Genomic DNA, 21,135 nt, shown 5'->3' with positions numbered 1-21,135 from the left:
AACCCCCGGAAAATCCACCTGCTCGGGGGGTGTACTGGGGGGTTCCTGGAACGCTAACCTTCCCGTCTAGGTGCAGTGAAGGGAAAACATGGCGTCGATGGATCAGGTTAGCGGGCAGGATCCGAACGTTCTCATCGTCGGTACGGGGTTGGCCGGTGTGGGAATGGCGATCAAGCTACTGGAGGCGGGCGAGCGGAATTTCGTCATTCTCGAGAAGGCCGATGGGGTCGGTGGCGTGTGGCGGGAGAATACTTATCCCGGTTGCGGTTGCGACATCATGTCGATGATGTATTCGTACTCGTTCGCGCCGAATACCGACTGGACCCGGATGTATGCCCCGCAGCCGGAGATACTCGATTACATCCGGCGGGTGGTCAAGGATTACGAGCTCGAACCGTATATCCGATTCCAATCCGAGGCCGTGTCTTACGAATTCGACGACACGAGCGACCGCTGGGTGGTGCGCACCGCCGATGGCGACGAGTATCGGCCGCGCGCGGTGGTCGCCGCGCACGGTGCGCTGCACGTCCCGAATATTCCGGAGTTCAAGGGGCGCGACGCCTTCAAGGGCCCGGTGTTCCATTCCGCGCAGTGGGACCATTCGGTGGATCTGACCGGTAAACGAGTAGCGGTCATCGGCACCGGCTCCAGCGGCGTCCAGCTGGTGCCCCAAATCGCCGATACCGCAGCGCATGTCGAGGTCTTCCAACGCACCCCGCACTGGGTGCTGCCGAAGATGGACCGCCCGGTCAGCACTGTGGAGCAGCGCCTGTTCAAGGCCTTCCCCGGTGCGATGAAGATCTACCGCAATGCCGCGTTCTGGTTGCACGAGGCGCCGGTGGCCGGCTACTTCCACCCCCGCTTGAACACACTGCTCAAATGGATGTCGTTGCACCAGCTGAAGAAGCAGGTGCCCGACCCTGAGTTGCGCGCGAAGCTCACCCCGACCTACACCTTCGGCTGCAAGCGCATCCTGTTCTCCAGTGACTTCTATCCGGCATTACAACGCCCGGACGTCAGCCTGGTCACCGAGGGCATCGAGGAATTCACCGAAGCCGGAATCCGCACGGCCGACGGCGAACTGCACGAGGCCGACGTGGTCGTGCTCGGCACCGGCTTCGCCACCGGCAACCGCTGCGCCGACGAGCACATCGTCGGCCGGGACGGGCTCACCATTCAGAACGCCTGGCGCGACGGCATGCAGGCCTACTACGGCATGACGGTGGCGGGTTTCCCGAACTTCTTCATGATCATGGGCCCCAATTCCGGTGGTGGCGCGCAATCCATTCTGTTCCTGATCGAATCCCAGGTGCGCTACATCGTGAAATGCCTGCGCATGATGGAGGACCGGGGTTCGACGCGGCTCGAGGTGCGCGACGAGGTGCAGCGCGAGTTCAACACCTGGCTGCACGGCAAACTCGACAAATCCGTGTGGGTGTCCGGCGGGTGCCACAGCTGGTTCCTCGATCACACCGGCCGCAACCGGCAGTCCTGGCCGGGCACCGGCACGAGCTACTGGCGCGCGACCCGGGAACCCGAAGCCGAGGCTTTCGAACTCTCCGGAGCCGGTCAGCGCTGATCGGCGAGTCCCTATGGCGCACAGGCTGATTCAGTCCTGCGTCATGGGACGTCGCGGGCGTCCTTCAGCCGCCCGTAGACGGCGAGCAGTGGCGTGAACGGCAGCAGGTCGCCGAACCGATACTCGCTGCCGTGCACCAGGCGGTCGGCCAGGTCCGGGCGCTGCTTCCGCAGATAGCGCCTGGCCTTCTCGGCATGGAACGGCAACGAGACGATCTTGATCCGCTCGACGTCCTCGAGATACGGAATCGCGAAAGCGATGTTCTCCCAAGTACTTCGGCTCGACTCCTCCAGGACGACCTCCCCGCGATACCCACCGGTGTCGGTGGCATAGCGCGCCATCAGCGCCGCCTCGGTATGCGGACCTGCACACGCCCCGCCACACAGCACCAGCCGAGTCCGAGCGGCGGCCGGATCGATCGACCGCAGCCCCGCCCGCACCCGCCACCGATTCATCAGGTTGGCGCGCGTGCCGGCGTCGCGATACCCGAGCACGACCACGGCCTCGGAGTCACCCGCGACGGACCCGACCACCCTGCGCGTCGCGCGCCAGTTCTCCCACTCACCCCACAGGATCGCCAGGACAAGACCGCCACCGATGCTGAGCCAGGTCCGTTTCCGCACGCGTCCACCCAAGCACATGCCCGCTCAACGCGATCGGCGGCCACCCTCCGGGGTGATTTCCGCACCCTGTGTCGGCCTGGCTACCTCCCAGGGTGGCTTACGGAGCGGCTCCGTGTGCCCGAACCTTAGTGGACAGGCCCTTCCACCAGAGAGATCAGCACTTGACACACTCCCTCAGCCGCGCAGCAGCAGGACTGTTCTTCGGCACACTGACCGTGGTCGGCCTCGTCGCTGTTCCCGCTACCGCGAACGCCGCACAGCCCGACGACATCGTCACGATCCAGCAGGTGTCCAGCGGCCGCTATCTCGACGCGTGGAACGACGACACCCACGACTACAACGTGGTCACCCGCCCGAAGCAGGGCGACACCAGCCAGCAGTGGCGGATCCGCTGGGACGACAGCGGCACCGGAACCGGCACGGTGCAGCAGGTGAGCAGCAACCGCTACCTCGACGCGCACGAGATCGAGTCTCTGGACTACCGCTTGGTCACCCGCCCGGCGCAGAGCAATCCCACGCAGGTGTGGCACATCCGGGCACTCGGCGGCGGGAAATACACGATGCAGCAGGCGTCCAACAATCGCTACGTGGACGCACACGAATACGCCGAGAAGGACTTCGGCGTGGTGAGCCGTCCGGCGCAGAACAATCCGACCCAGCAATTCGTGCTGGTCGTAGTCGGCCACTGAGACCGAGAACGCAGCTGTGGCAACGCATCTCCTCAGATGCGTTGCCACAGCGGCGTTTCAGGTGCGTCGCGGAACGTGGATCAACGCCAGTGTTCAGGAGTGACAGGCGCGTCCCAGGCGCGGGCGTAGCGACGAGTGTCAGGGGCGTTGGATTCCTTGCGGCGGTAAACGATGTAAGGGCGCGTGAGGTAACCGAGGGGCGCGCTGAACATGTGCACCAGGCGGGTGTAGGGCCAGATACCGATCAGGGTGAGCACGACCAAGCCATGCGCCTGGAAGGTCCACGGCGTACCGACCATCAGGCCGGGCTCCGGATTCAGCGTGAAAAGGCTACGGAACCAAGGGGATACGGTCTCACGGTAGTTGTAGGTACCCCAGAGCAGGTTGCTCCCCCAGGTATTGAGCAGGCCGGTGATCAACGCGGCAGCCAGCAGCGCGTACATCAGTTTGTCGTTGGCGGTGGTGGCCTTGCGGACCGCGGGCACGGTGAACCGGCGATAGAGCAGGATGCCGACACCGGCCAGCACCGCCGCACCCGCCACCGAACCCGCCGACACCGCGACCAGGTGGTAGGCATGCTCGGAGATGCCGACCGCGGCGGTCCACGACGCCGGTATCAACACGCCCATCACGTGGCCGCCGATCACCCCGAGCATGCCGAAGTGGAACAGCGGACTGCCCAGGCGCAACAGGCGACTCTCGTAGATCTGCGAAGAGCGCGTGGTCCAACCGAATTGGTCGTTCCGGTAACGCCACAGGTGACCGAGGACGAACGAGGTGAATGCCACATACGGCAGGGTCAACCACAGGGTGCTGGTCATCGGCGGCCTTCTCCTTGCGCGAACATGGTGGGATCCATGGCGAACGGTTCCAGTCCCACTTCTTCCTCGGGTGGTCCCTGCGCGGCCAGCTCGGCGATGCGCCGCCGGTCCGCCGTGGTCGGCGGAGGCAGCGTGGCGACCACCGCCGCCAGCACGGCGGCGTAGGGAGACCTGCTGTCGGACAACGAGAGCCGGAGCAGTTCGATGACCGGCACATGCTCGCCGAGCAACCGTTCACCGCCGATCGGATCGACCGTCGCGGCGAACTCCAGCAGCACCGACAGGTGATCGGGCAGCTCCTCGTCGCCGAGCTCGACACCCGCGTGCCGATAGGCGTGTTTGAACCGGAGCAGCGCCATCCCCCGCTTGCGGGTGTCGCCGTAGGCGTAGAAGGTCAGGTGCATGCTGGAGCGGCGGCGCATGTCGAAGGTCTCGACGTAGCGCGTCGCCAGGTCCAGCGGTGCGCTTGCGCGTAGGTGGGTGAGGAATTCGATCAGATGATCCCGCACTGGCTCCGGCAATTGCGTTGCGGCACTTACCAGATCGTCGGTCATCGCGAGGAGTTGCTCGCTCGGGTAGTCGAGCAGCAGCGCGGCGATCCGCCACACCACGCGCCGGTCCCGTTCGGCCATCGGCACCGCGGGCTCGGGCCTGCGGCGTACCTTCAGCAGCGACATGACGGACCCTCGCTCGAATTCGGGACGCGCGCGCTCATTGGGGTGCTCCGGTAGTCGTGGCTACGGGCGGCACACCGTCGGGTATGGCACCGTTGCCTCCATTCGCGGCCGAGCCGTTGCTGCCGTTCGCCGCCGAGCCGTTGCTGCCATTCGCGGCTACACCGTTGCCCGGAGCCTTGCCGTTAGCAGGCGACGGCAGCAACCCGTTGGTGCTCTGCCCATCCCAGTTGAGCAGATTGACCCGGTTCGACTTCTCCTCCGGCGCAGCACCATTGGTGTCGGTCAGGTGAAACTTCTCCACCATGGTGTCGAACGCCGTCATCCCCGGCCCGCCGTCGTTGTCCAGGCTGCACCCGGTCGCCAACGCGTCCAGCTGATGCGCTTCCGAACCAGCACCCGACGGAATCACGTACCGGTGTTCGTATTTCGCGATCGCCAGCAGCCGATACATCGCCTCGATCTCCTCCGGCTCCAGCCGCACCGAGGGGGCGATCGCCGGATCCGGTTCTTCGCCGAGGTTCACCGACCGCATGAACGCCCGCATCCCCGCCAACCGCTGCAACGCGGCGCGCACCGGGCCGACGTCACCCGCCGTGAACAGCTCCGCCAGATACTCCACCGGAATCCGCAGTGCGTCGATCGCGCCGAACAGGTTTCGTGCGTCCTCGCCGTCGTGGCCGGTCTCCGACAGCACGTCCACCACCGGCGACAGCGGCGGCACGTACCAGACCATCGGCATGGTGCGGTACTCCGGATGCAGCGGCAAGGCGATCTGGTAGTCGACGATCAGCTTGTAGATCGGCGAATCCTGCGCCGCCTGAATCCATTCCGGCGAGATACCGGCCCGCTCCGCCTCCGCGATCACCCGGGGGTCGTGCGGGTTGAGGAACACGCCCAACTGCGAGGGGTACAGGTCCTTGTCCTCGGTGACGGAGGCCGCTTCCAGGACCTTGTCGGCGTCGTAGAGCATCACGCCGATGTAGCGCAGCCGGCCGACGCAGGTCTCCGAGCAGACCGTGGGGATGCCGACCTCGACCCGCGGGTAGCAGAAGGTGCACTTCTCCGCCTTGCCCGTCTTGTGGTTGAAGTAGATCTTCTTGTACGGGCAGCCGGTGACGCACTGGCGCCAGCCGCGGCACTTGTCCTGGTCGACGAGCACGATGCCGTCCTCGGCGCGCTTGTAGATCGCACCGGACGGGCACGAGGCCGCGCACGAGGGGTTCAGGCAGTGCTCGCAGATCCGCGGCAGGTAGAACATGAAGGTCTGCTCGAACTCGAGCTTCACCTGATCGGACAGCCGGGACAGCAACGGGTCCTTGCCCACCTGTTCCGGGCCGGAGCCGAGGTCGTCGTCCCAGTTGGCGCCCCAGGTGATCTTGGTGTCCTCGCCGGTGATCAGCGATTTCGGGCGCGCGACCGGGGTGGTGTCCATCGCCGGGGACGACAGCAGGTTGTCGTAGTCGTAGCTCCACGGCTCGTAGTAGTCCGCCACCGTGGGCAGGTCCGGGTTGGCGAAGATGTTGAGCAGCCGCTTCATCCGCGAGCCGGATTTCAGGGTGAGCTTGCCGCGGCGGTTGAGCTGCCAGCCACCCTTCCACTTCTCCTGGTCCTGATACTGGCGCGGATACCCTTGTCCCGGACGGGTTTCCACATTGTTGAACCACATGTACTCGGTGCCGCCGCGGTTGGTCCATGCCTGCTTGCAGGTGACGCTGCAGGTGTGACAGCCGATGCATTTGTCCAGGTTCATCACCATGGCGAGCTGGGCCATGACGCGCATGTCAGTACTCCACTTCCTGCGAGCGACGGCGAATGGTCGTAACCTCGTCGCGCTGGTTTCCGGTGGGGCCGTGGTAGTTCAGCGCGAAGGACTGCTGCGCATAGCCGCCGATGAGGTGTGAGGGTTTGATCATGATCCGGGTCAGCGCGTTGTGGATGCCGCCGCGTTTGCCGCGGGCGTCGTTGACCTCCGGCCGATCCTCGATGCGCGGCACGTCCACCGCTCGGTCTTGCGCGTGATACATGAACACGGTGCCTTCCGGCATCCGGTGCGACACGATGGCCCGCGCGACGACCACACCGTTGCGGTTGACGGCCTCGATCCAATCGTTATCGGCGACACCGATTTTCGCGGCATCCTTCTCCGACATCCAGATCGACTGGCCGCCACGCGACAGCGTGAGCATGTGCAGGTTGTCCTGGTAGGCCGAGTGGATCGACCACTTCGAGTGCGGCGTCAGATACCGGACGGTCACGCCCTTTTCGGTCACCGCGCCCACATCGGGTTCGCTGAACAACGCGGTCATGTCCAGCGGCGGCCGGAAGATCGGCAGCTGCTCACCGAGTTCCACCATCCAGTCGTGGTCCAGGTAGAAGTGCTGGCGTCCGGTGAGGGTGTGCCACGGCTTCAACCGCTCGGTGTTGATGGTGAACGGTGAATACCGCCGCCCGCCGGTCTCACTGCCGGACCACTCCGGCGAGGTGATCACCGGGACGGGCCGAGCCTGGGTGTCGGCGAAGGTGATTCGCTTGCCCTCGTGTTCGGCGGCCAGGTCGGCCAGCTCGGTGCCGGTGCGCCGCTCCAGCGCCTCGAAGCCCTGTACCGCGAGCCTGCCGTTGGTGGTGCCGGACAGCGCGAGGATCGCCTCCGCGGCGTGGGTGTCCTTGGCCAGCGACGGACGCCCCTGTGCCACACCGGAAACCACGGTGCCGTTGGTCGCCGCGAGGTACTTCACTTCCTCGTCGGGGTAGGTGGTGACGCCCTTGGTGGTCAGGCCGAGGGTGTCGATCAGCGGGCCGAGGGCCGCCATCTTCTCCGCGATCTTCGGGTAGTCGCGCTCCACCATGACCAGTTTCGGCATGGTCTTGCCCGGAATCGGCTCGCACTCACCGGCTTTCCAGTCCAGAACCCGGCCGCCCGCCTGCGCCATGGCGTCGGGCGAATCGTGTTGCAGCGGCACCGCGACGATGTCTTTGCGGACACCCAGGTGCTTCTCCGCCATCCAGGAAAACCCGCGCGCGATCCGGTGGAACGCGTCGAAGTCGGTCTTGGCCTCCCACGGCGGCGAGATCGCCGGGGAGAAGGCGTGCACGAACGGGTGCATGTCGGTGGAGGAGAGGTCGTGCTTCTCGTACCAGGTCGCGGCGGGCAGCACTATATCGGAGAACAGCGTGGTGCTGGTCATCCGGAAATCCAGCGACAGCAGCAGATCGAGCTTTCCGGTCGGCGCCTGATCGCGCCAGACCAGCTCCTGCGGGCGCACACCGGTGACGTCGGTGGTTTGCAGATTCGAGTCCGCGCCGAGCAGGTGCTTGTGGAAGTACTCGTTGCCCTTGCCGGAGGAGCCGAGCAGGTTCGCCCGCCAGACCGTCAGACACCGCGGGAAGTTCTCCGGCGCGTCCGGGTCCTCGCAGGCGAAGCGCAGGTCGCCGGACTTCAGCTCGTCCACGATGTGCTCGGGCGCCGACTTGCCCGCCTGCTCGGCCTCGTCCGCCAGATCGAGCGGATTGCGGTCGAACGTCGGGTAGCTCGGCATCCAGCCGAGCCTGCTGGCCAGCGCGATATTGTCGGCGGCGGTGCGGCCGGCGAACCGGCCCTGGTTCAACGGCGAGGCGAAGGTCTCGGCGGTGAACGGGTCGTAGCGCCACTGGTCGTTGGTGAGATACCAGAAGACCGTGCCCTGCATCTGCCGCGGCGGCCGCTGCCAGTCCGAGGCGAAAGCCAGGGTGGACCAGCCGGTCACCGGACGGCACTTCTCCTGGCCGACGTAATGGGCCCAGCCGCCGCCGTTGACGCCCTGGCAGCCGGTGAGCAGGGTCAGCGTGAAGAACGCGCGATAGATCTGGTCGGAGTGGAACCAGTGGTTGGTGCCCGCGCCCATCAGGATCATCGAGCGGCCGCCGGAACGGTCCGCGTTGTCCGCGAATTCGCGGGCAATGCGTGTCGCCTGCACGGCGGGGACGCCGGTGATGGCCTCCTGCCAGGCCGGGGTGTACGGCTCGGACGCATCGTCGTAGCCGGTCGGCCAGTTGCCGGGCAGGCCGTCGCGGCCGACACCGTACTGCGCCAGCAACAGGTCGAACACCGTGGTAACCCGCTTGCCTGCAACAACTATCGTCGGCACACCGCGGGTGAGCACACCGGGCACATCGGTGTCGAAGCGGGGAAACCGCACGGCCGCAGCATCGTCGGTACGGCCGTGCAGCGTCAGCAGCGGATCGATGTTCGCCAGGTCCAGATTCCACCGTCCGGTACCCGAAGCGCCGAACCGGTCGCCAAGAGATCCGTTGGGCACCACCGGGTTCGCGTCCGCGTCCAGTAGCACGGTGCGGAAATCGTCACCCTCCGCCCCGGGAGTGCGTGGTTCGGTTGCCCCCTGCGCAACCGTACCGGCGGCCGCCAAATCGGCTGCGGTGAGGAACTTTCCGGGCACGTGCGCGCCGTCGCGCTCGTCGAGGGTGATCAGGAACGGCAGATCGGTGTAGCGCTTGACGTAGTCGGTGAAGCGGTCCGTCGTCTTGTCGACGAAGAACTCCTTGAGCATCACGTGTCCCATCGACATGGCAAGGGCCGCATCGGTTCCCGGCCGCGCCGCCACCCACTCGTCGGCGAACTTGGTGTTGTCGGCGTAGTCGGGCGAGACCACCACGACCTTCTGCCCGCGGTAGCGCGCCTCGGTCATGTAGTGCGCGTCGGGGGTCCGGGTCACCGGGACATTCGAGCCCCACATGATGAGGTAGCCCGCGTCGAACCAGTCCGCCGACTCCGGGACGTCGGTCTGGTCGCCGAACACCTGCGGTGAGGCCACCGGCAGGTCGGCGTACCAGTCGTAGAACGACAGCATCGAGCCGCCGAGCAGCGAGATGAACCGCGCGCCGACGGCATGGCTGACCATGGACATGGCGGGAATCGGCGAGAAGCCCGCCACCCGGTCCGGGCCGTACTGCTTGATCGTGTAGACGTGCGCCGCGGCCGCGATCTCGGCGGCTTCCCACCATTCGGCGCGCACGAAGCCGCCCTTGCCCCGAGATGACTTGTAGCGCTTGGCTTTCTCAGCGTCCTCGACGATCTCGCCCCACGCGAGGACCGGGTCCTTGAGCCGGGACTTGGCCTCGCGGTACATCTCCAGCAGCACACCGCGCACGTACGGATAGCGCACGCGGGCGGGCGAATAGGTGTACCAGGAGAACGAGGCGCCGCGCGGGCAACCTCTCGGCTCATACTCCGGTTTGTCCGCGCCGACCGAGGGATAGTCGGTTTGCTGCGATTCCCAGGTGATCACGCCGTCTTTGACGTAAATCTTCCAGGAGCACGATCCCGTGCAGTTCACACCATGGGTAGAACGCACCACTTTGTCGTGCGACCAGCGGTCGCGATAGAACTCGTCGGCGCCGCGGCCACCGGTTTTGTGCAGCGTGCGCTGGTCCGCCGAAATCTCACCGCGGTGAAAATACTTGCCCAATCGCAGAAGTGCGTCGCCGGCGTCGGCGGATGGTCGGTCGGTCCGTGCTGGTGCCACGACGCCCCCTTCGAGCTGTGAAAATCGGGCTGGTGCTCCGACTGTAAGGACGCCGGGACGTGCGTCCAAACAGTTTCCTCACACCCCGCTGCGGCGCATTGTGCGCTGTGAGGCGGCGGCAATGTCGTGGTCATCGGAGGCCGGGCGCACGTTATCTCCCGTAACAGCCCCACCTGCGTGAAAACCCGGAATGCAGCGGAAATACCGCACGGTACGGATGTTTCACCGCCGTTCCGGTGATCATTCGGAAACCGTGGGTTCTCCGGCGATTTACATTTGTTAACACGTCGAGAGCCGGTATCGAGGACGGTAACTCGGGCGGGTGATCACCGCCGCCGCGTGCGTCCTTCGAGCAATCGGGCGGCACCGGCGCAGAGATTCTCGATCGCCGCGCCGACCGGTTCGACCCGGGCGACCATCCCGACGGCCTCCCCGGCATCGACCGGCGCGATCCGTGGGTCGTCCGCGCTCATCGCGGCGGCGAGAGCCCGCTTGGCCTGCTCGTCGTCGGACAGGCGCTGTTCCCGGCCGGTCCACCGGTTCGCGAACTCGTTGCGCAGTACCCGGGCGGGAAACCTTGTCGGCCAAGGCCATTCCATGCCGACGTCGAAGACCCGCGTCAGCATCGTGTCGGTGCCCGCGGCGGCGACCATCGCCCGGCGCGCGCCATCGGCCAGCAACGACTCCGAACACGCGGCCAGACAGGTACCCACCCACGCGCCGTCGGCCCCTGCGGCGAGCACGCCCGCGAGGCTCGCCGGCGAGCCGATACCGCCTGCGGCCAGGACCGGAACCGAGACCGCGCCGACCACCGCGTCCAGCAACGGCAGCGTCGCCATCGCCGGTGCACCGTGGCCGCCGCCCTCAGCGCCGCGCGCTACCACGAGATCGATGCCCGCGTCCTCGGCCCGACGCGCGTCATCCACGGTGTATACCTGTGTGGCCGTGCGGATTCCGGCTTCCCGCACCCGCTGCACCCAGGACAGGTCCTGACCGAAACTCACCGAGATCAACGCAGGCGCGGCCGCCATGGCAACCTCGAGCAACTCCGGTTCCGCACCGACGACCCAATCCACCACCCCGATCCCGAACGGACCGCGCACGTCGCCCAGTTCGCGCAGCTCCCGCTGCAGCGCTTGCGCGGACCCGGCACTGCCCATGCCGATCATCCCCAACCCGCCCGCGGCCGTCACCGCCGCCGCGAATCGTCCGCCCGCCACTCCCCCCATCGGCGCGTTCACCAACGGCACCCGCAGCCCCATGCCCCGCGACCACTCCGTGGCCAACCCGTCGAACGCCCGCACACCATCCGCCGATGACGATTCCACTGCACCCGAGGTCATACCGACCATCGCAACACACCTGCCGAAGAGCGGCGGCACCGGACACACAGTTCGGCCACCGCCTGCTCGCCACGGGAGCAGAGGGTGGCCACCGTGTCACTGTTCCGCGACCGCCCGCATCGCGAGATCCACCCGGGGATAACAGGATATGCGGTCGTACGCGTCGGTCAGGCTGAGGGCGCGCTGCGTCGGGCGGGTCGATGCCACCACGGCGAACCGGCGTAGGCGGCTGTCGGCGCGTACGGCAGCACGGATGAGCACGTCGACACCGGCGAAACCCAGGAAGCCGACTGTGCTCAGGTCCGCGACGACGGCCCGCGCGTGTTGGCTGTCGCGCAGAGCCAGTTCCAGTAGCGGGGCGGTGGCCAGGTCGAGCTCGCCGACGATGGTGAGCAGGTGGATGCCCCGCGATGTGGTGTTGACACGGATTCGAAGCTGCCCCTGCGAGTATTCGCTGATGCTCGCCGGTGGATGGGAATGCGACAGCAGCCGTCGAGACATTCGAGGCTGGCGAGGGCTTAGCTGTTTCGTCATGCGCAACGCTCCGGGTCAGCGCCGAACGGATCTGCCACCCAGCGTGATTCGGTGGTAGCCCGCACCCGGCTGGGCCGCGTTGCCGCGAGCCGATCGAGGTGTGGGGCCACCATCGGCTCGTGTCTGAACCTCCTGCAAAACTACCCGCGTCCGCCTGCGGGCACAACAGCGAACGGCGAGCATCCCCCGGTCAGCGGTTGCCCGGCACCACGATTCCGGTTTCATAGGCCAGGACGACCAGTTGGGCGCGGTCGCGCACGGCCAGCTTGGTGAGCAGGCGTCCGACGTGAGTTTTGACGGTCGCGACGCTGAGATGGAGGGTGTTCGCGATTTCGGCGTTGGACAGGCCCGCCGCGACATGTTCGAAAACCTGGCGTTCGCGGTCGGTCAACGCGGCCAAGACCTCCGGCGGCGCGGCCGGTGCCACGGGTTGCCGGGCGAACGTACTGATCATCCGGCGGGTGACACTCGGCGTCAGCAAAGCGTCACCGTTGGCGACCACCCGGATCGCGTGCAGAAGTTCTTCGGGCGGTGAGTCTTTGAGCAGGAACCCGCTCGCGCCGCTGCGCAGCGCCTGGAAGACATGCTCGTCCTGATCGAAGGTGGTCACGATCAACACGTGCGGGCCCTGGGTCTCCCCTGCGGCGATATGCCGCATCGCCTCGAGACCGTCCATGATCGGCATGCGAATGTCCATCAGGACGACATCCGGGCGCAGCTGGCGAGTGAGCCGCACCGCCTCGCCGCCGTTGCTGGCCTCGCCGACGACGGTGAGATCCGTGGCGGAATCGACCAGCACCCGGAACCCCGCTCGGACGAGGGCTTCGTCGTCGGCGATCAGCACGCGGATCGCGCTTCGAGACTCGTCTTCAGACATGGTCGTCCGTATCGACGGGGAAGCGCGCGGTGACGGCGAACCCGCCCTCGGGTCGTGGCCCGGCGTCGAGGCGACCGCCGAACAGCGACACCCGCTCCTGCATCCCGACGAGTCCGAGACCACTGCCTTCGCTGTCCATCGGCTGTCCGGCTGAGTGCGTCACCGGTCCATCATCGGCGATGGACACGGTCAGCTCGCGCGGCGCATGCCGAATCTCGATCCGCGCGCGATCGGTCCGCGCGTGCTTGACGACGTTGGTCAGGCCCTCCTGCACGATGCGGTAGACGGTCGTCTCCAACAAGGCGGGATAGCGAACGGGCGCTCCGACTACCTGATACTCCACGGTCAGACCGTTGTGGCGCAGCCCCTCGACGAGAGTCGCGATCTCGGCGAGCCCGGGTTCCCCCGGCTCGTCCTGCGGCCCCGGCTCGCGGATCTGCGCCAGCACTCGCCGCAGCTCACGCAATGCCGAGCGGCTGGCCGTCTCGATGGTGCTCAGCGCCTCCCGCGCCTCGCCGGGTTGCTCGTCGATCAGCAGGCGCGCCACCCCGGAACGGACGGCGACCATGCTCAAGGTATGCGAGATGAGGTCGTGTACGTCGCGCGACACCCGCAACCGTTCCTCGGCCCGGATCCGGCGCTCCTCTTCCTCGGCCTGCCGAAGTTGTTGCACGGCAAGACTGTTCCGATAGTCGCGGCGGGTTCGCAGCATGTCACCGGCCAGCCAGGCGGGGATCGCGATGAACAGCTCGACGAAGTTCTGATCCTGGTCGGGGTGCAGTGGCGCGGCGACCATCGCGGTGATGTAGATAGCGACAAGTGCCCCGACGGTGGCGAGCACGGATTCGCGCCGCGGCCACCGGTCGGCCAGCGTGAGCACGGCGACGCCGAAGGCGGGACCGGCATTGCTCACCCACGGTGTGAATCGCACACCCAGTACCGCGGCGAGACACAGCACGACCGTCACGGCGACGAGCACCGCCAGCGGCCAGCGGCGACGGAGGATCAGCGGCGCAACCACGGCGGCACCGAGGGCGGCGATGGCGAGTGGCGACCCGTGCCCACTGGTCGCGCCGATCAGCACGGGCAGCGTGAACGCCGCGAAGCAGACGATGGCGATGCCGAGGTCGACCCCGTCGGGTCCGGGATCGCTGCGGTGCAGGCGTGCGGTGAGTCGCTGGTACCACGGCGCCGGTCGGGTGTCCGGGTGCGGCAGAGAAGTAATCGCCATAGCGCTGACGGTATCCGGCGGACGCGGCGGAAACATCGCTCCGAGGTCGCCGGTTCGGGTCATCCGCAAGTCGCAGCGGGTCGGCGGCATCCGCCGATGGTGGGTACCGAGTTCGCGGCCGGCGGCTGACGACAACGTGCAGGTCAGCGCGTCAGAGTTGGGGCATGAACACTTACGACACCGAGCGCGTCGCCGACGGCCTCCGAATGCAGTTCTCGCGTCCACTGGTCGCAATCGCCGCCGCCGCCCTGGCCGCGGGCATCGTGTTCGGCGGCACGATTTACCTCAACCGTTCCCCGGAGCTCGCGATGCCCGTCGACGGCACGTCCGCGTGGTTGCCACACCTCGTGCTGTTCGCGCTGGCCGCCGTCGTCGGCACCGTCATCCTGCGCCGGCGCGGCGTTGAGGCAACGATCCTGCTGCTGCTCGCTCCGCTCGGTACCACTGCGGCGCGACGGCTCGGGAACACGCTGCGTGCGATCCCGCGTCACCCGAGCGTTCTACTGCGCGTCCTGCTCGCCGTCCCGGCCATGGTCGTGCTGGTCTACTGCCCGTTCCGGATCGGTGTGCAGGTCCTCGCCGGCTTGGACCCGAATTTCACCGTCAACGCCTGGGGCGGGCCGACCTATCTGGGTGCGATGGCCTGCCACTACCTCGATGCCGCGTTACTGATCGCCGCTGCGGCCTATCTGCTGAACAAGCTGCTATTGCCCGCCACGCGGACCGGCACACATCGGTAGCTGAGCCGTACTCAACGAACCGCACCCGGCGCTGCTCAGGATCAACGTTCGACTGATGATCGGATCGCGTCGACGGAAATAGACTCGCGGTCAGTGCCTGCGGAAGGTTTCGTCAGTGAACAGAGCGGATTCCGGTAGGAACAACGACGGTTCGCCCGGGAAGTCACCATGAGCGCGCCGCGGGTGCTGATCGTCGGCGGCGGTATCGCGGGCCTCACCCTCGCGGCAGCGTTGCGGCGCAACGGGATCGAACCGACCGTCGTGGAACGGGTCGCCAGGTACGGCGACGTCGGATATGTGATCACGCTGTGGCCGATGGGCCGACTGGTCATGGACCATCTCGAATTGGGTCGGCAGTTCGACGAGCGCACCGTGCCGATCAACACCTACTCGACGCACATCGACGGCGGGCGCGCACTACGAACCTTCGACTTCCGCGGCCGTCTCGGCGACGGTGTCCCGCGCGCGCTCAAACGGTCCGAACTGATCGAGTTGCTCGGCACCTATGGCGGCGGCACCGACGTGCGGATGGCACGCACAGTGGCCGCCATCGAGCAGGACGACCACCACGTCGTCGTGACCTTCGATGACGGTGCGACCGCCGAATACGACGTGGTGGTCGGGGCCGACGGCATCGACTCGGGCGTGCGCAGGCTGGTCGCGGGCGATCTGCCCATGCACCGCACCGGGTTGCGGCTGTGGACCTGGTGGACGTCCGGCGCCGGTGTCGCCCCCGACGAGTCACACGAGTTCTGGGGCAAGGCACGATATTTCGGCTACAACCCGACCACCGGGCCGGTCGGCTGCGCGGCTGCGTTGCCGGCCTCGGGCGCCCCGGCGACCCCGCAGCAGCTCCGCGACCGCCTCGACGGCGTTGCGGGCTCGATGAATTGGATGATCGACGCACTCGATGACATCCATGAGATCGGCTCTTTCGACCTCGACGATCTGCGAATGCCGCACTGGCAGTTCGGCCGGGTGGTGTTGCTCGGCGACGCGGCCGCCGCCTTCCTACCGACAGCAGGCGTCGGGGCATCGATGGCGATGGAGTCGGCTCTCGTTCTCGCCGAGGAACTCTCGAAGATGGATGCGGCGGAGGCACCCGATGCATTGCGGCACTATGTGCAACGACGACGTACCCGGGTCGACGCGGTGCAGAACCGGTCACGGTGGCTCATCCCGGTGATGCTGCGCCGCACCCGATTCGGCACCGCGGTGCGCAACGCCTTGCTACGCGCGATGCCCGAAAACCTGGTGATATCGGAGATCACCCGCTGGAATCCGCAGCCGTGAGCTCACGGTCCGAGCTCCCCCGGATAGCCGAAATACCGTACGGTCGGCGCCGACTCGCCCCGTCCGATGGATTTCGCCAGCACCCGGCTCGGCCCGACCTCCACCAGCCGCGCGCACCCTAATCCAGCGAGCGTCTGGATAACGTCGGTCCAGCGCACCGGCGCGGTGAGTTGCCGCTCGGCCAGCTCGCGCCACCGCGCGGCGGTATACAGTCCCGCATCCACATTCGCGACCACCGCCGTGCCGGTCGCGCGGAATTCGACCTTGGCCAAGGCCGCACGCAGCTGCGGTGCCGCAGCTGCCATGAGCGGCGTATGAAACGCACCGTCGACGGCGATCCGCACGACCTTAAGCCGGGACTCCCGCGCCGCCCGCGCGACCGCCTCGACCCCATCGACCGTGCCGGACACCACCACCTGCCGCGGGCCGTTCACGTTGGCCACCCACACCTGCGCGCCTTCGGAACGCGCTGCGGCGGCGAACTCTTCGACGACCGCACCGCTCGCCCCGAGAATCGCCGCCATCGTCCCCGGCCGCTGCCCGGTGGCCGTCCGCATCGCCGCACCACGGGCTGCGACCAACCGCGCACCGGCGTACGCCGATATCGCCCCCGCCGCCACCAACGCCGTGTACTCACCGAGACTGTGCCCGGCGCACGCGTGCACCCGGCCGATCATGCGGTGCTCGATCAGATAGTCCATCGCCATCAACGACATCGTGAAGATCGACAACTGCGCCGAATCGGTGCTCTGCAACCGCTGTTCGCCCGTCCGCAATACCAGCTCGGCAATGTCGTAGCCGGTCCATTCGGATACCTCACCGACGATCCGCCACTGCGTGGTGTCGCGCCACCGCTCGCCCATGGCGGGCCGCTGCGCGCCCTGGCCGGGAAAGATCACCGCACAGTCGGCGGACCGGGTATCGAGCACAGTTCGAGCGTATCGACTACCGCGGCACCGGTATTCGGTCAGACGTTGAGATCGCTTCAGCGAACGCACGATGATCCGGGCAGGTCACGTCGATACGCTCGCGGTAGCTCGAAACGCGAAGCCCGGTGTGCGACACCGGCCGCGGCACGGACAGCGCCTCGACGAGAGGAAACCGTGGACGAAACAGCAGTGACCACCCGCCCCGCGCCGGACGACACCCGAGCTGCCTTGGCGGCGTTGAGCTTCGAGCAGACGGTGCCGCGTGCCCTGGTGCATCGCGCTGCGGTGAACGAGGTCTTCCTCACCGATGGTGTGGCCATCGGCAAACGCGAATGGGCCGTCGCGGCCATGCTCCCGCGCAGCCACATGCTGTTCAACGACGGCGGCAACCCCGATTACCTGGACACGATCGCGATCATGGAGGTCACCCGGCAGGTGACCGAGTACGTGGCACACCGGTTCGTCCATGTGCCGGACAACCAGTTCCTGGTCTTCCGCGACATGCGGATCGACATTTTCGCGCCCGAGCGGTTGCGGGCCGGGCCCGCGCCGGCGCGTGTGCTGACCATCGTCAATGCGCGCACCTCCGAGCGACTCGCGCAGCACCCGGTGAGCATCATCGTCGACGGCCACGAGTGCGGTCGGGCCGGTGGGCGGTGGCTGCCGTTGCCGCTGCACTATTACGAGTACATTCGCGAGCGGGCGCGGCAGAAGACCCTGGCCCGCAGCCCGGAACCGGCGCGTCCGGTCGATCCGTCGGCGATGCTCGCACCAGACCGAGTCGGCCGAGGCCAACCTCGAAATGTATTGCTGGCCAACGGCATCGTGTCCGAGTCCGACACCATGACATTCCTGCTCGTCGTTGACCAGACCCATCCGGTGTTCTTCGACCATCCGATGGACCACGTTCCCGGCATGTTGATGCTCGAGGCGGCCAGGCAGGCGAGCCTGGCGACGCTGTCCGAGCATCGGAGCGCCGATCCGCGCCGCTGCCTGATCGTCGGCTGCGAGGTCGACTTCGGCAATTTCTGTGAACCAGATCTGGCCACCGGCTGCCGTGCCGCGATCGTCGGCTCCGGCGATCCGGGCCCGAGTCGGCGGCATCGGGTGCGCGTCACCTTCGAACAGGCGGGAGAGTCGCTCGGCGACATCATCCTCGAGGTGCTCGACCTATCCGGCTCCGGCTGACGGGGGCACCAGGTGAGGACACCTGAACGAGTCGCGGTGGTGGGGGCCGGGGTCTCCGGTATCGCCGCTGCCCTGGCGCTGCACCGTGCGGGCCGCACCGTCGAGATCCTGGAACGCTCGGATCGCATCGGTGGCCGACTCGGCTTCGCCGACCTGGACGGCGGCGAGGTGCTGCTCGGCGGCAAGAACATCGGGCGCAACTACTCCCAATTCCGGGCCATGCTCGACGCGCTCGGTGGCACCGGCTACGAGCCCTTCGGCATCAATACCTCGCGGCTGGTCGCGGGCCGGCTCGTCAGCCTGGACAGCGACAACCGGGCCGAGACGCTGCACGGCATTCTGCGCATGTGTGATTGGCGGGATCTGAGCACCCTCGACAGCCTCGCCCGAAAGGTGCGGTCGGCGGACTCGGCCCGTTTCCTCGGCTCCGATCTCGCCAGAAAGCTCGGCCGCCACGACGACCTGCCGCTGTCCGCGCATTTCGGCAAGCGCACCACCGCCAACTTCTTGCGGCCGATCACGGTCCGGATGAACGGCGCGGAGCCGGACGAGGCGTATTACGGCAACTTTCCCACCAATATGGGGATGCTGCTCGACAAGTTCGAGCAGCCGACGATCGGGCTGTCCACCTTGCTCGCCCGCATCACCGAGTTCGTCGAAATCCATTATCGGACAACAGTTACCCGGATCACACAGTCCGATGATGGCGTGGTTCTCGACCTCGTCGACGCGGCGGGTCGGCCGAGACAGGCGCGGTACGACGCCGTCGTCGTCGGCACGCCTGCCCATGCCGCAGCGCCGCTTCTCGCACCGCTCGCCGACCTACTGCAGTCGGTGCGGTACTTCCCGGCCACCGTCGCGGTTGTGCGCTACGTCCACGACGTCTTCGCCGCCGACGTCCGCGCTATCGCGCTGGACGGCCAGCCGTGCAGCAACGCAGGGAGTTACGGCAAAGAAACGAGAAACATTGTCCGGTATACCTTCTCGGGCAGATACGGCCGGTTGACCGATCCCACCGACACCGAGGTCTTCGACCTGGTCACCGACGCAGAACAACAACTGCGCACCCACCTCGGCACCGCGCGACAGCCGAGAACAGCCGCGGTGGTGCGGCATTGGCCCCAGGCCTACTGTGGCTACCTGCCGCACTACAGCGACTTTCTGGACACGCTCACTGCAGCGTCCGCCGCACTCCCCCGTATCGCCCTGGCGGGCGACTATCTACTCGGCACCTCGCTCGAGGCCTGCTGCCGCTCCGGCGAAAGTGCTGCCGCAGCACTGCTTTCGGTGCCGCAGGGAGCCACCCGGTGCGAATTCTGATCGTCGGCGGCGGGATCGCCGGGCTCACCCTCGCGGCCCGGCTGCGCCAGCGCGGGCTGCGCCCCACCGTGATCGACACCATCAGCGATTACGGCCGCGCCGGAACGGCGATCACGCTGTGGCCGACCGGCAGTCGCGTGCTGCACGGGCTCGGCCTGTGGAACTCCTTCATCGACACCAGCGTGCCGCTGTGGCGCTATGTCGTGCACGATCGCCACGGCGAGGTCCTGCGCACCTTCGATCTGGAGCGGCTCGAGGCGCGCAACGGATTGCCGCGCGCCACCCCGCGCGCCGAGCTGCTTGCCGTGCTCGAGTCGGCCAACGGCGGCACCCCGGTCGATCTGGAGACCGAGGTGCAGCGGATGCGCCAGATCGGGTCCACCGTGCGGGTCCGGTTCGACGACGGCCGAGAACGCGATTTCGACCTGGTCGTCGGTGCGGATGGTCTCCGCTCGCGTACCAGGAAGCAGGCCGAGCTCGACACTGCCGAACATCGGTTCGGCTGGCGGCTCTGGTGGTGGTGGGCCCAACGTGGTGTCACCCCACCCGGCGAACTGCACGAAACGTGGGAGCTGCGGCGGATCATGTCCGCGTACCCGACCCAGGATCGGGTCGCCTGCTTCGTCGCGATCGCCGGCTCGTTCGACAGCGCGAGCCCCTCGGCAGGCACCGGGCAGTGGCCGCCGAGCGACCCGCGGCGCACCGACGAAGGCTGGATTCTGCGCACTCTGCCCGACGCCGATCGGGTCGACTGGCTGGACCTGGTGGAAGTCACTGTCCCCCAGTGGATCAGGGGCCGCATCGTGCTGCTCGGGGACGCCGCCGCCGGACTGGTGCCGACCACGGGGATCGGCGCGTCGCTCGCGATGGAGTCGGCGGCGGTGCTCGACGACGAACTGGTGCGCGTCGACACCGCGCACATCGACATCGCGCTGACCCGCTTCGCCCGGCGGCGCATGCCTCGAGTCGATGCCGAGCAGCACCGAGCCAGGGTGTTCGGCGAGTTCATGATGCTGCAATCGCCGATCGCCCGGCACTGCCGCGACCTGGGCCTGCGCTACTTCCCGACGCCGGTGATCTGCCGCGAGCTCGACCGCTGGAACAACATTCCGACCTGAAACGCACCAAGCCGAGGAGCACCCATGACAACGACGCAGCTGGACGATATCCCCGGACTCTTCCGGTGCGAGACCGTCTCGCGCACCGACGCCACCGCACAGTTGCTCGCGCTGACCAAACAGTTGCGCGGCCGCGCCGACGACGACGTGTACACGGTGCATCAGCACGTCGACTGCCCGCCCGAGATGCTCTACGACTACCTGCTCGACATCCGCAGCGTCGAGGAGTTCACCTACAGCATGCGCAATTTCCGGCCCGCCGGGACGGATGGTCGGTACGTGGGTGAGGACGCGACCGACCCGGCCACCGAGATCCATATGCGCATCCATGGCAACGCCGAGGTCGGGACCGTCGACTACGAGTCGGCGTTCGACCAGGGCGACGATCTGTGGATGGTGTTCTGCGGCCGCGTCCTGTCCGCCCGCCGGGTGCAGAACCGCAGCGGGGCGTTGGTGTCGTGGACGATCTGGCGCCACCCGTACTACGCCAAGAATCCGTACCCGCACCTGTCACCCCGGCGCGGCCGCGTCTGGCCCGGGTCGTTCTGGCCGCTCTTCCACGCCTGCGACGTGCTGGAACTGCGCAATATGCAACTGATTCTCGAACATCGCCTGCGGGTAGGTTCGGCACCGGTCGGCGGGCGGTGAGCCGGC

18 protein-coding genes are annotated in these 21,135 nt (G+C 67.2%); 8 read left to right on the top strand and 10 right to left on the bottom strand.

The annotated features are described in order from the left end of the window. Positions 1–97 precede the first annotated feature (97 nt). Positions 98–1,579: an NAD(P)/FAD-dependent oxidoreductase gene (locus IBX18_RS08270; RefSeq protein ID WP_228540598.1), complete on the top strand. Its 1,482-nt coding sequence runs from the start codon at positions 98–100 to the stop codon at positions 1,577–1,579. A 41-nt stretch (positions 1,580–1,620) separates the two neighbouring features. Here the strand turns inward: IBX18_RS08270 and IBX18_RS08265 are convergent, their stop codons facing one another. Then, entirely contained in the window at positions 1,621–2,202 is a 582-nt protein-coding gene (locus IBX18_RS08265; RefSeq protein WP_306796192.1) for a YdcF family protein, read from the bottom strand. A 161-nt stretch (positions 2,203–2,363) separates the two neighbouring features. Between IBX18_RS08265 and IBX18_RS08260 the strand changes: the two genes are divergently transcribed. Further along, positions 2,364–2,891, top strand: a complete 528-nt coding sequence (locus tag IBX18_RS08260; protein ID WP_194833142.1) for an RICIN domain-containing protein — start codon at positions 2,364–2,366, stop codon at positions 2,889–2,891. Between the two features lie 80 nt (positions 2,892–2,971). Here IBX18_RS08260 and narI read toward each other — a convergent pair whose 3' ends face one another. From narI to IBX18_RS08220, 8 genes are all read right to left on the bottom strand, one after another. Beyond that, positions 2,972–3,712: a respiratory nitrate reductase subunit gamma gene (gene narI / locus IBX18_RS08255; RefSeq protein ID WP_194833141.1), complete on the bottom strand. Its 741-nt coding sequence runs from the start codon at positions 3,710–3,712 to the stop codon at positions 2,972–2,974. Beyond that, positions 3,709–4,389: a nitrate reductase molybdenum cofactor assembly chaperone gene (gene narJ / locus IBX18_RS08250; RefSeq protein ID WP_194833140.1), complete on the bottom strand. Its 681-nt coding sequence runs from the start codon at positions 4,387–4,389 to the stop codon at positions 3,709–3,711. The genes narI and narJ overlap by 4 nt, the downstream gene beginning before the upstream one ends. Positions 4,390–4,423: 34 nt before the next feature. Continuing rightward, positions 4,424–6,169 carry a nitrate reductase subunit beta gene (gene narH, locus IBX18_RS08245; protein WP_194833139.1) on the bottom strand — a complete coding sequence of 582 codons (1,746 nt, stop codon included), beginning with the start codon at positions 6,167–6,169 and terminating at the stop codon, positions 4,424–4,426. Position 6,170: 1 nt separating this feature from the next. Next, complete coding sequence (locus IBX18_RS08240; RefSeq protein ID WP_194833138.1) at positions 6,171–9,908, bottom strand: nitrate reductase subunit alpha; 3,738 nt, start codon at positions 9,906–9,908, stop codon at positions 6,171–6,173. A 326-nt stretch (positions 9,909–10,234) separates the two neighbouring features. Then, on the bottom strand, positions 10,235–11,251 hold the full coding sequence (locus IBX18_RS08235; protein ID WP_194833137.1) for a nitronate monooxygenase family protein: 1,017 nt from the start codon (positions 11,249–11,251) through the stop codon (positions 10,235–10,237). A 96-nt stretch (positions 11,252–11,347) separates the two neighbouring features. Further along, the gene (locus IBX18_RS08230; protein ID WP_194833136.1) at positions 11,348–11,752 is read right to left on the bottom strand and encodes an STAS domain-containing protein; all 405 of its coding nucleotides are present in this window, start codon (positions 11,750–11,752) and stop codon (positions 11,348–11,350) included. A 223-nt stretch (positions 11,753–11,975) separates the two neighbouring features. Next, positions 11,976–12,662, bottom strand: a complete 687-nt coding sequence (locus tag IBX18_RS08225; RefSeq protein WP_194833135.1) for a response regulator transcription factor — start codon at positions 12,660–12,662, stop codon at positions 11,976–11,978. Continuing rightward, entirely contained in the window at positions 12,655–13,893 is a 1,239-nt protein-coding gene (locus IBX18_RS08220) for a sensor histidine kinase (RefSeq protein ID WP_194833134.1), read from the bottom strand. The genes IBX18_RS08225 and IBX18_RS08220 overlap by 8 nt, the downstream gene beginning before the upstream one ends. A 164-nt stretch (positions 13,894–14,057) precedes the next feature. Here IBX18_RS08220 and IBX18_RS08215 point away from each other — a divergent pair, with 164 nt between their 5' ends. After that, positions 14,058–14,633, top strand: a complete 576-nt coding sequence (locus IBX18_RS08215) for a hypothetical protein (protein WP_228540597.1) — start codon at positions 14,058–14,060, stop codon at positions 14,631–14,633. 168 nt (positions 14,634–14,801) lie between these two features. Continuing rightward, positions 14,802–15,926 (top strand): NAD(P)/FAD-dependent oxidoreductase, encoded by a 1,125-nt coding sequence (locus tag IBX18_RS08210; RefSeq protein WP_194833133.1) that lies wholly within the window; start codon positions 14,802–14,804, stop codon positions 15,924–15,926. Positions 15,927–15,928: 2 nt separating this feature from the next. Here IBX18_RS08210 and IBX18_RS08205 read toward each other — a convergent pair whose 3' ends face one another. Next, positions 15,929–16,855 (bottom strand): ACP S-malonyltransferase, encoded by a 927-nt coding sequence (locus IBX18_RS08205; RefSeq protein WP_194833132.1) that lies wholly within the window; start codon positions 16,853–16,855, stop codon positions 15,929–15,931. Between the two features lie 174 nt (positions 16,856–17,029). Between IBX18_RS08205 and IBX18_RS08200 the strand changes: the two genes are divergently transcribed. Genes IBX18_RS08200 through IBX18_RS08185 form a run of 4 tightly spaced genes read left to right on the top strand, consistent with a single transcriptional unit; the run spans position 17,030 to position 21,129 of the window. Continuing rightward, positions 17,030–18,043 carry a ScbA/BarX family gamma-butyrolactone biosynthesis protein gene (locus tag IBX18_RS08200; protein WP_194833131.1) on the top strand — a complete coding sequence of 338 codons (1,014 nt, stop codon included), beginning with the start codon at positions 17,030–17,032 and terminating at the stop codon, positions 18,041–18,043. A 12-nt stretch (positions 18,044–18,055) separates the two neighbouring features. Next, positions 18,056–19,363: an FAD-dependent oxidoreductase gene (locus IBX18_RS08195; RefSeq protein ID WP_194833130.1), complete on the top strand. Its 1,308-nt coding sequence runs from the start codon at positions 18,056–18,058 to the stop codon at positions 19,361–19,363. After that, entirely contained in the window at positions 19,351–20,481 is a 1,131-nt protein-coding gene (locus IBX18_RS08190; protein ID WP_194833129.1) for an NAD(P)/FAD-dependent oxidoreductase, read from the top strand. The genes IBX18_RS08195 and IBX18_RS08190 overlap by 13 nt, the downstream gene beginning before the upstream one ends. Positions 20,482–20,505: 24 nt before the next feature. Beyond that, on the top strand, positions 20,506–21,129 hold the full coding sequence (locus tag IBX18_RS08185) for an SRPBCC family protein (protein WP_194833128.1): 624 nt from the start codon (positions 20,506–20,508) through the stop codon (positions 21,127–21,129). Positions 21,130–21,135: the final 6 nt, after the last annotated feature.

This window comes from Nocardia sp. XZ_19_369, assembly GCF_015355715.1.
Lineage (GTDB): Bacteria > Actinomycetota > Actinomycetes > Mycobacteriales > Mycobacteriaceae > Nocardia.
The sequence above is the reverse complement of the archived record's forward strand: the minus strand, read 5'-3'. Positions and strand labels throughout refer to the sequence as shown.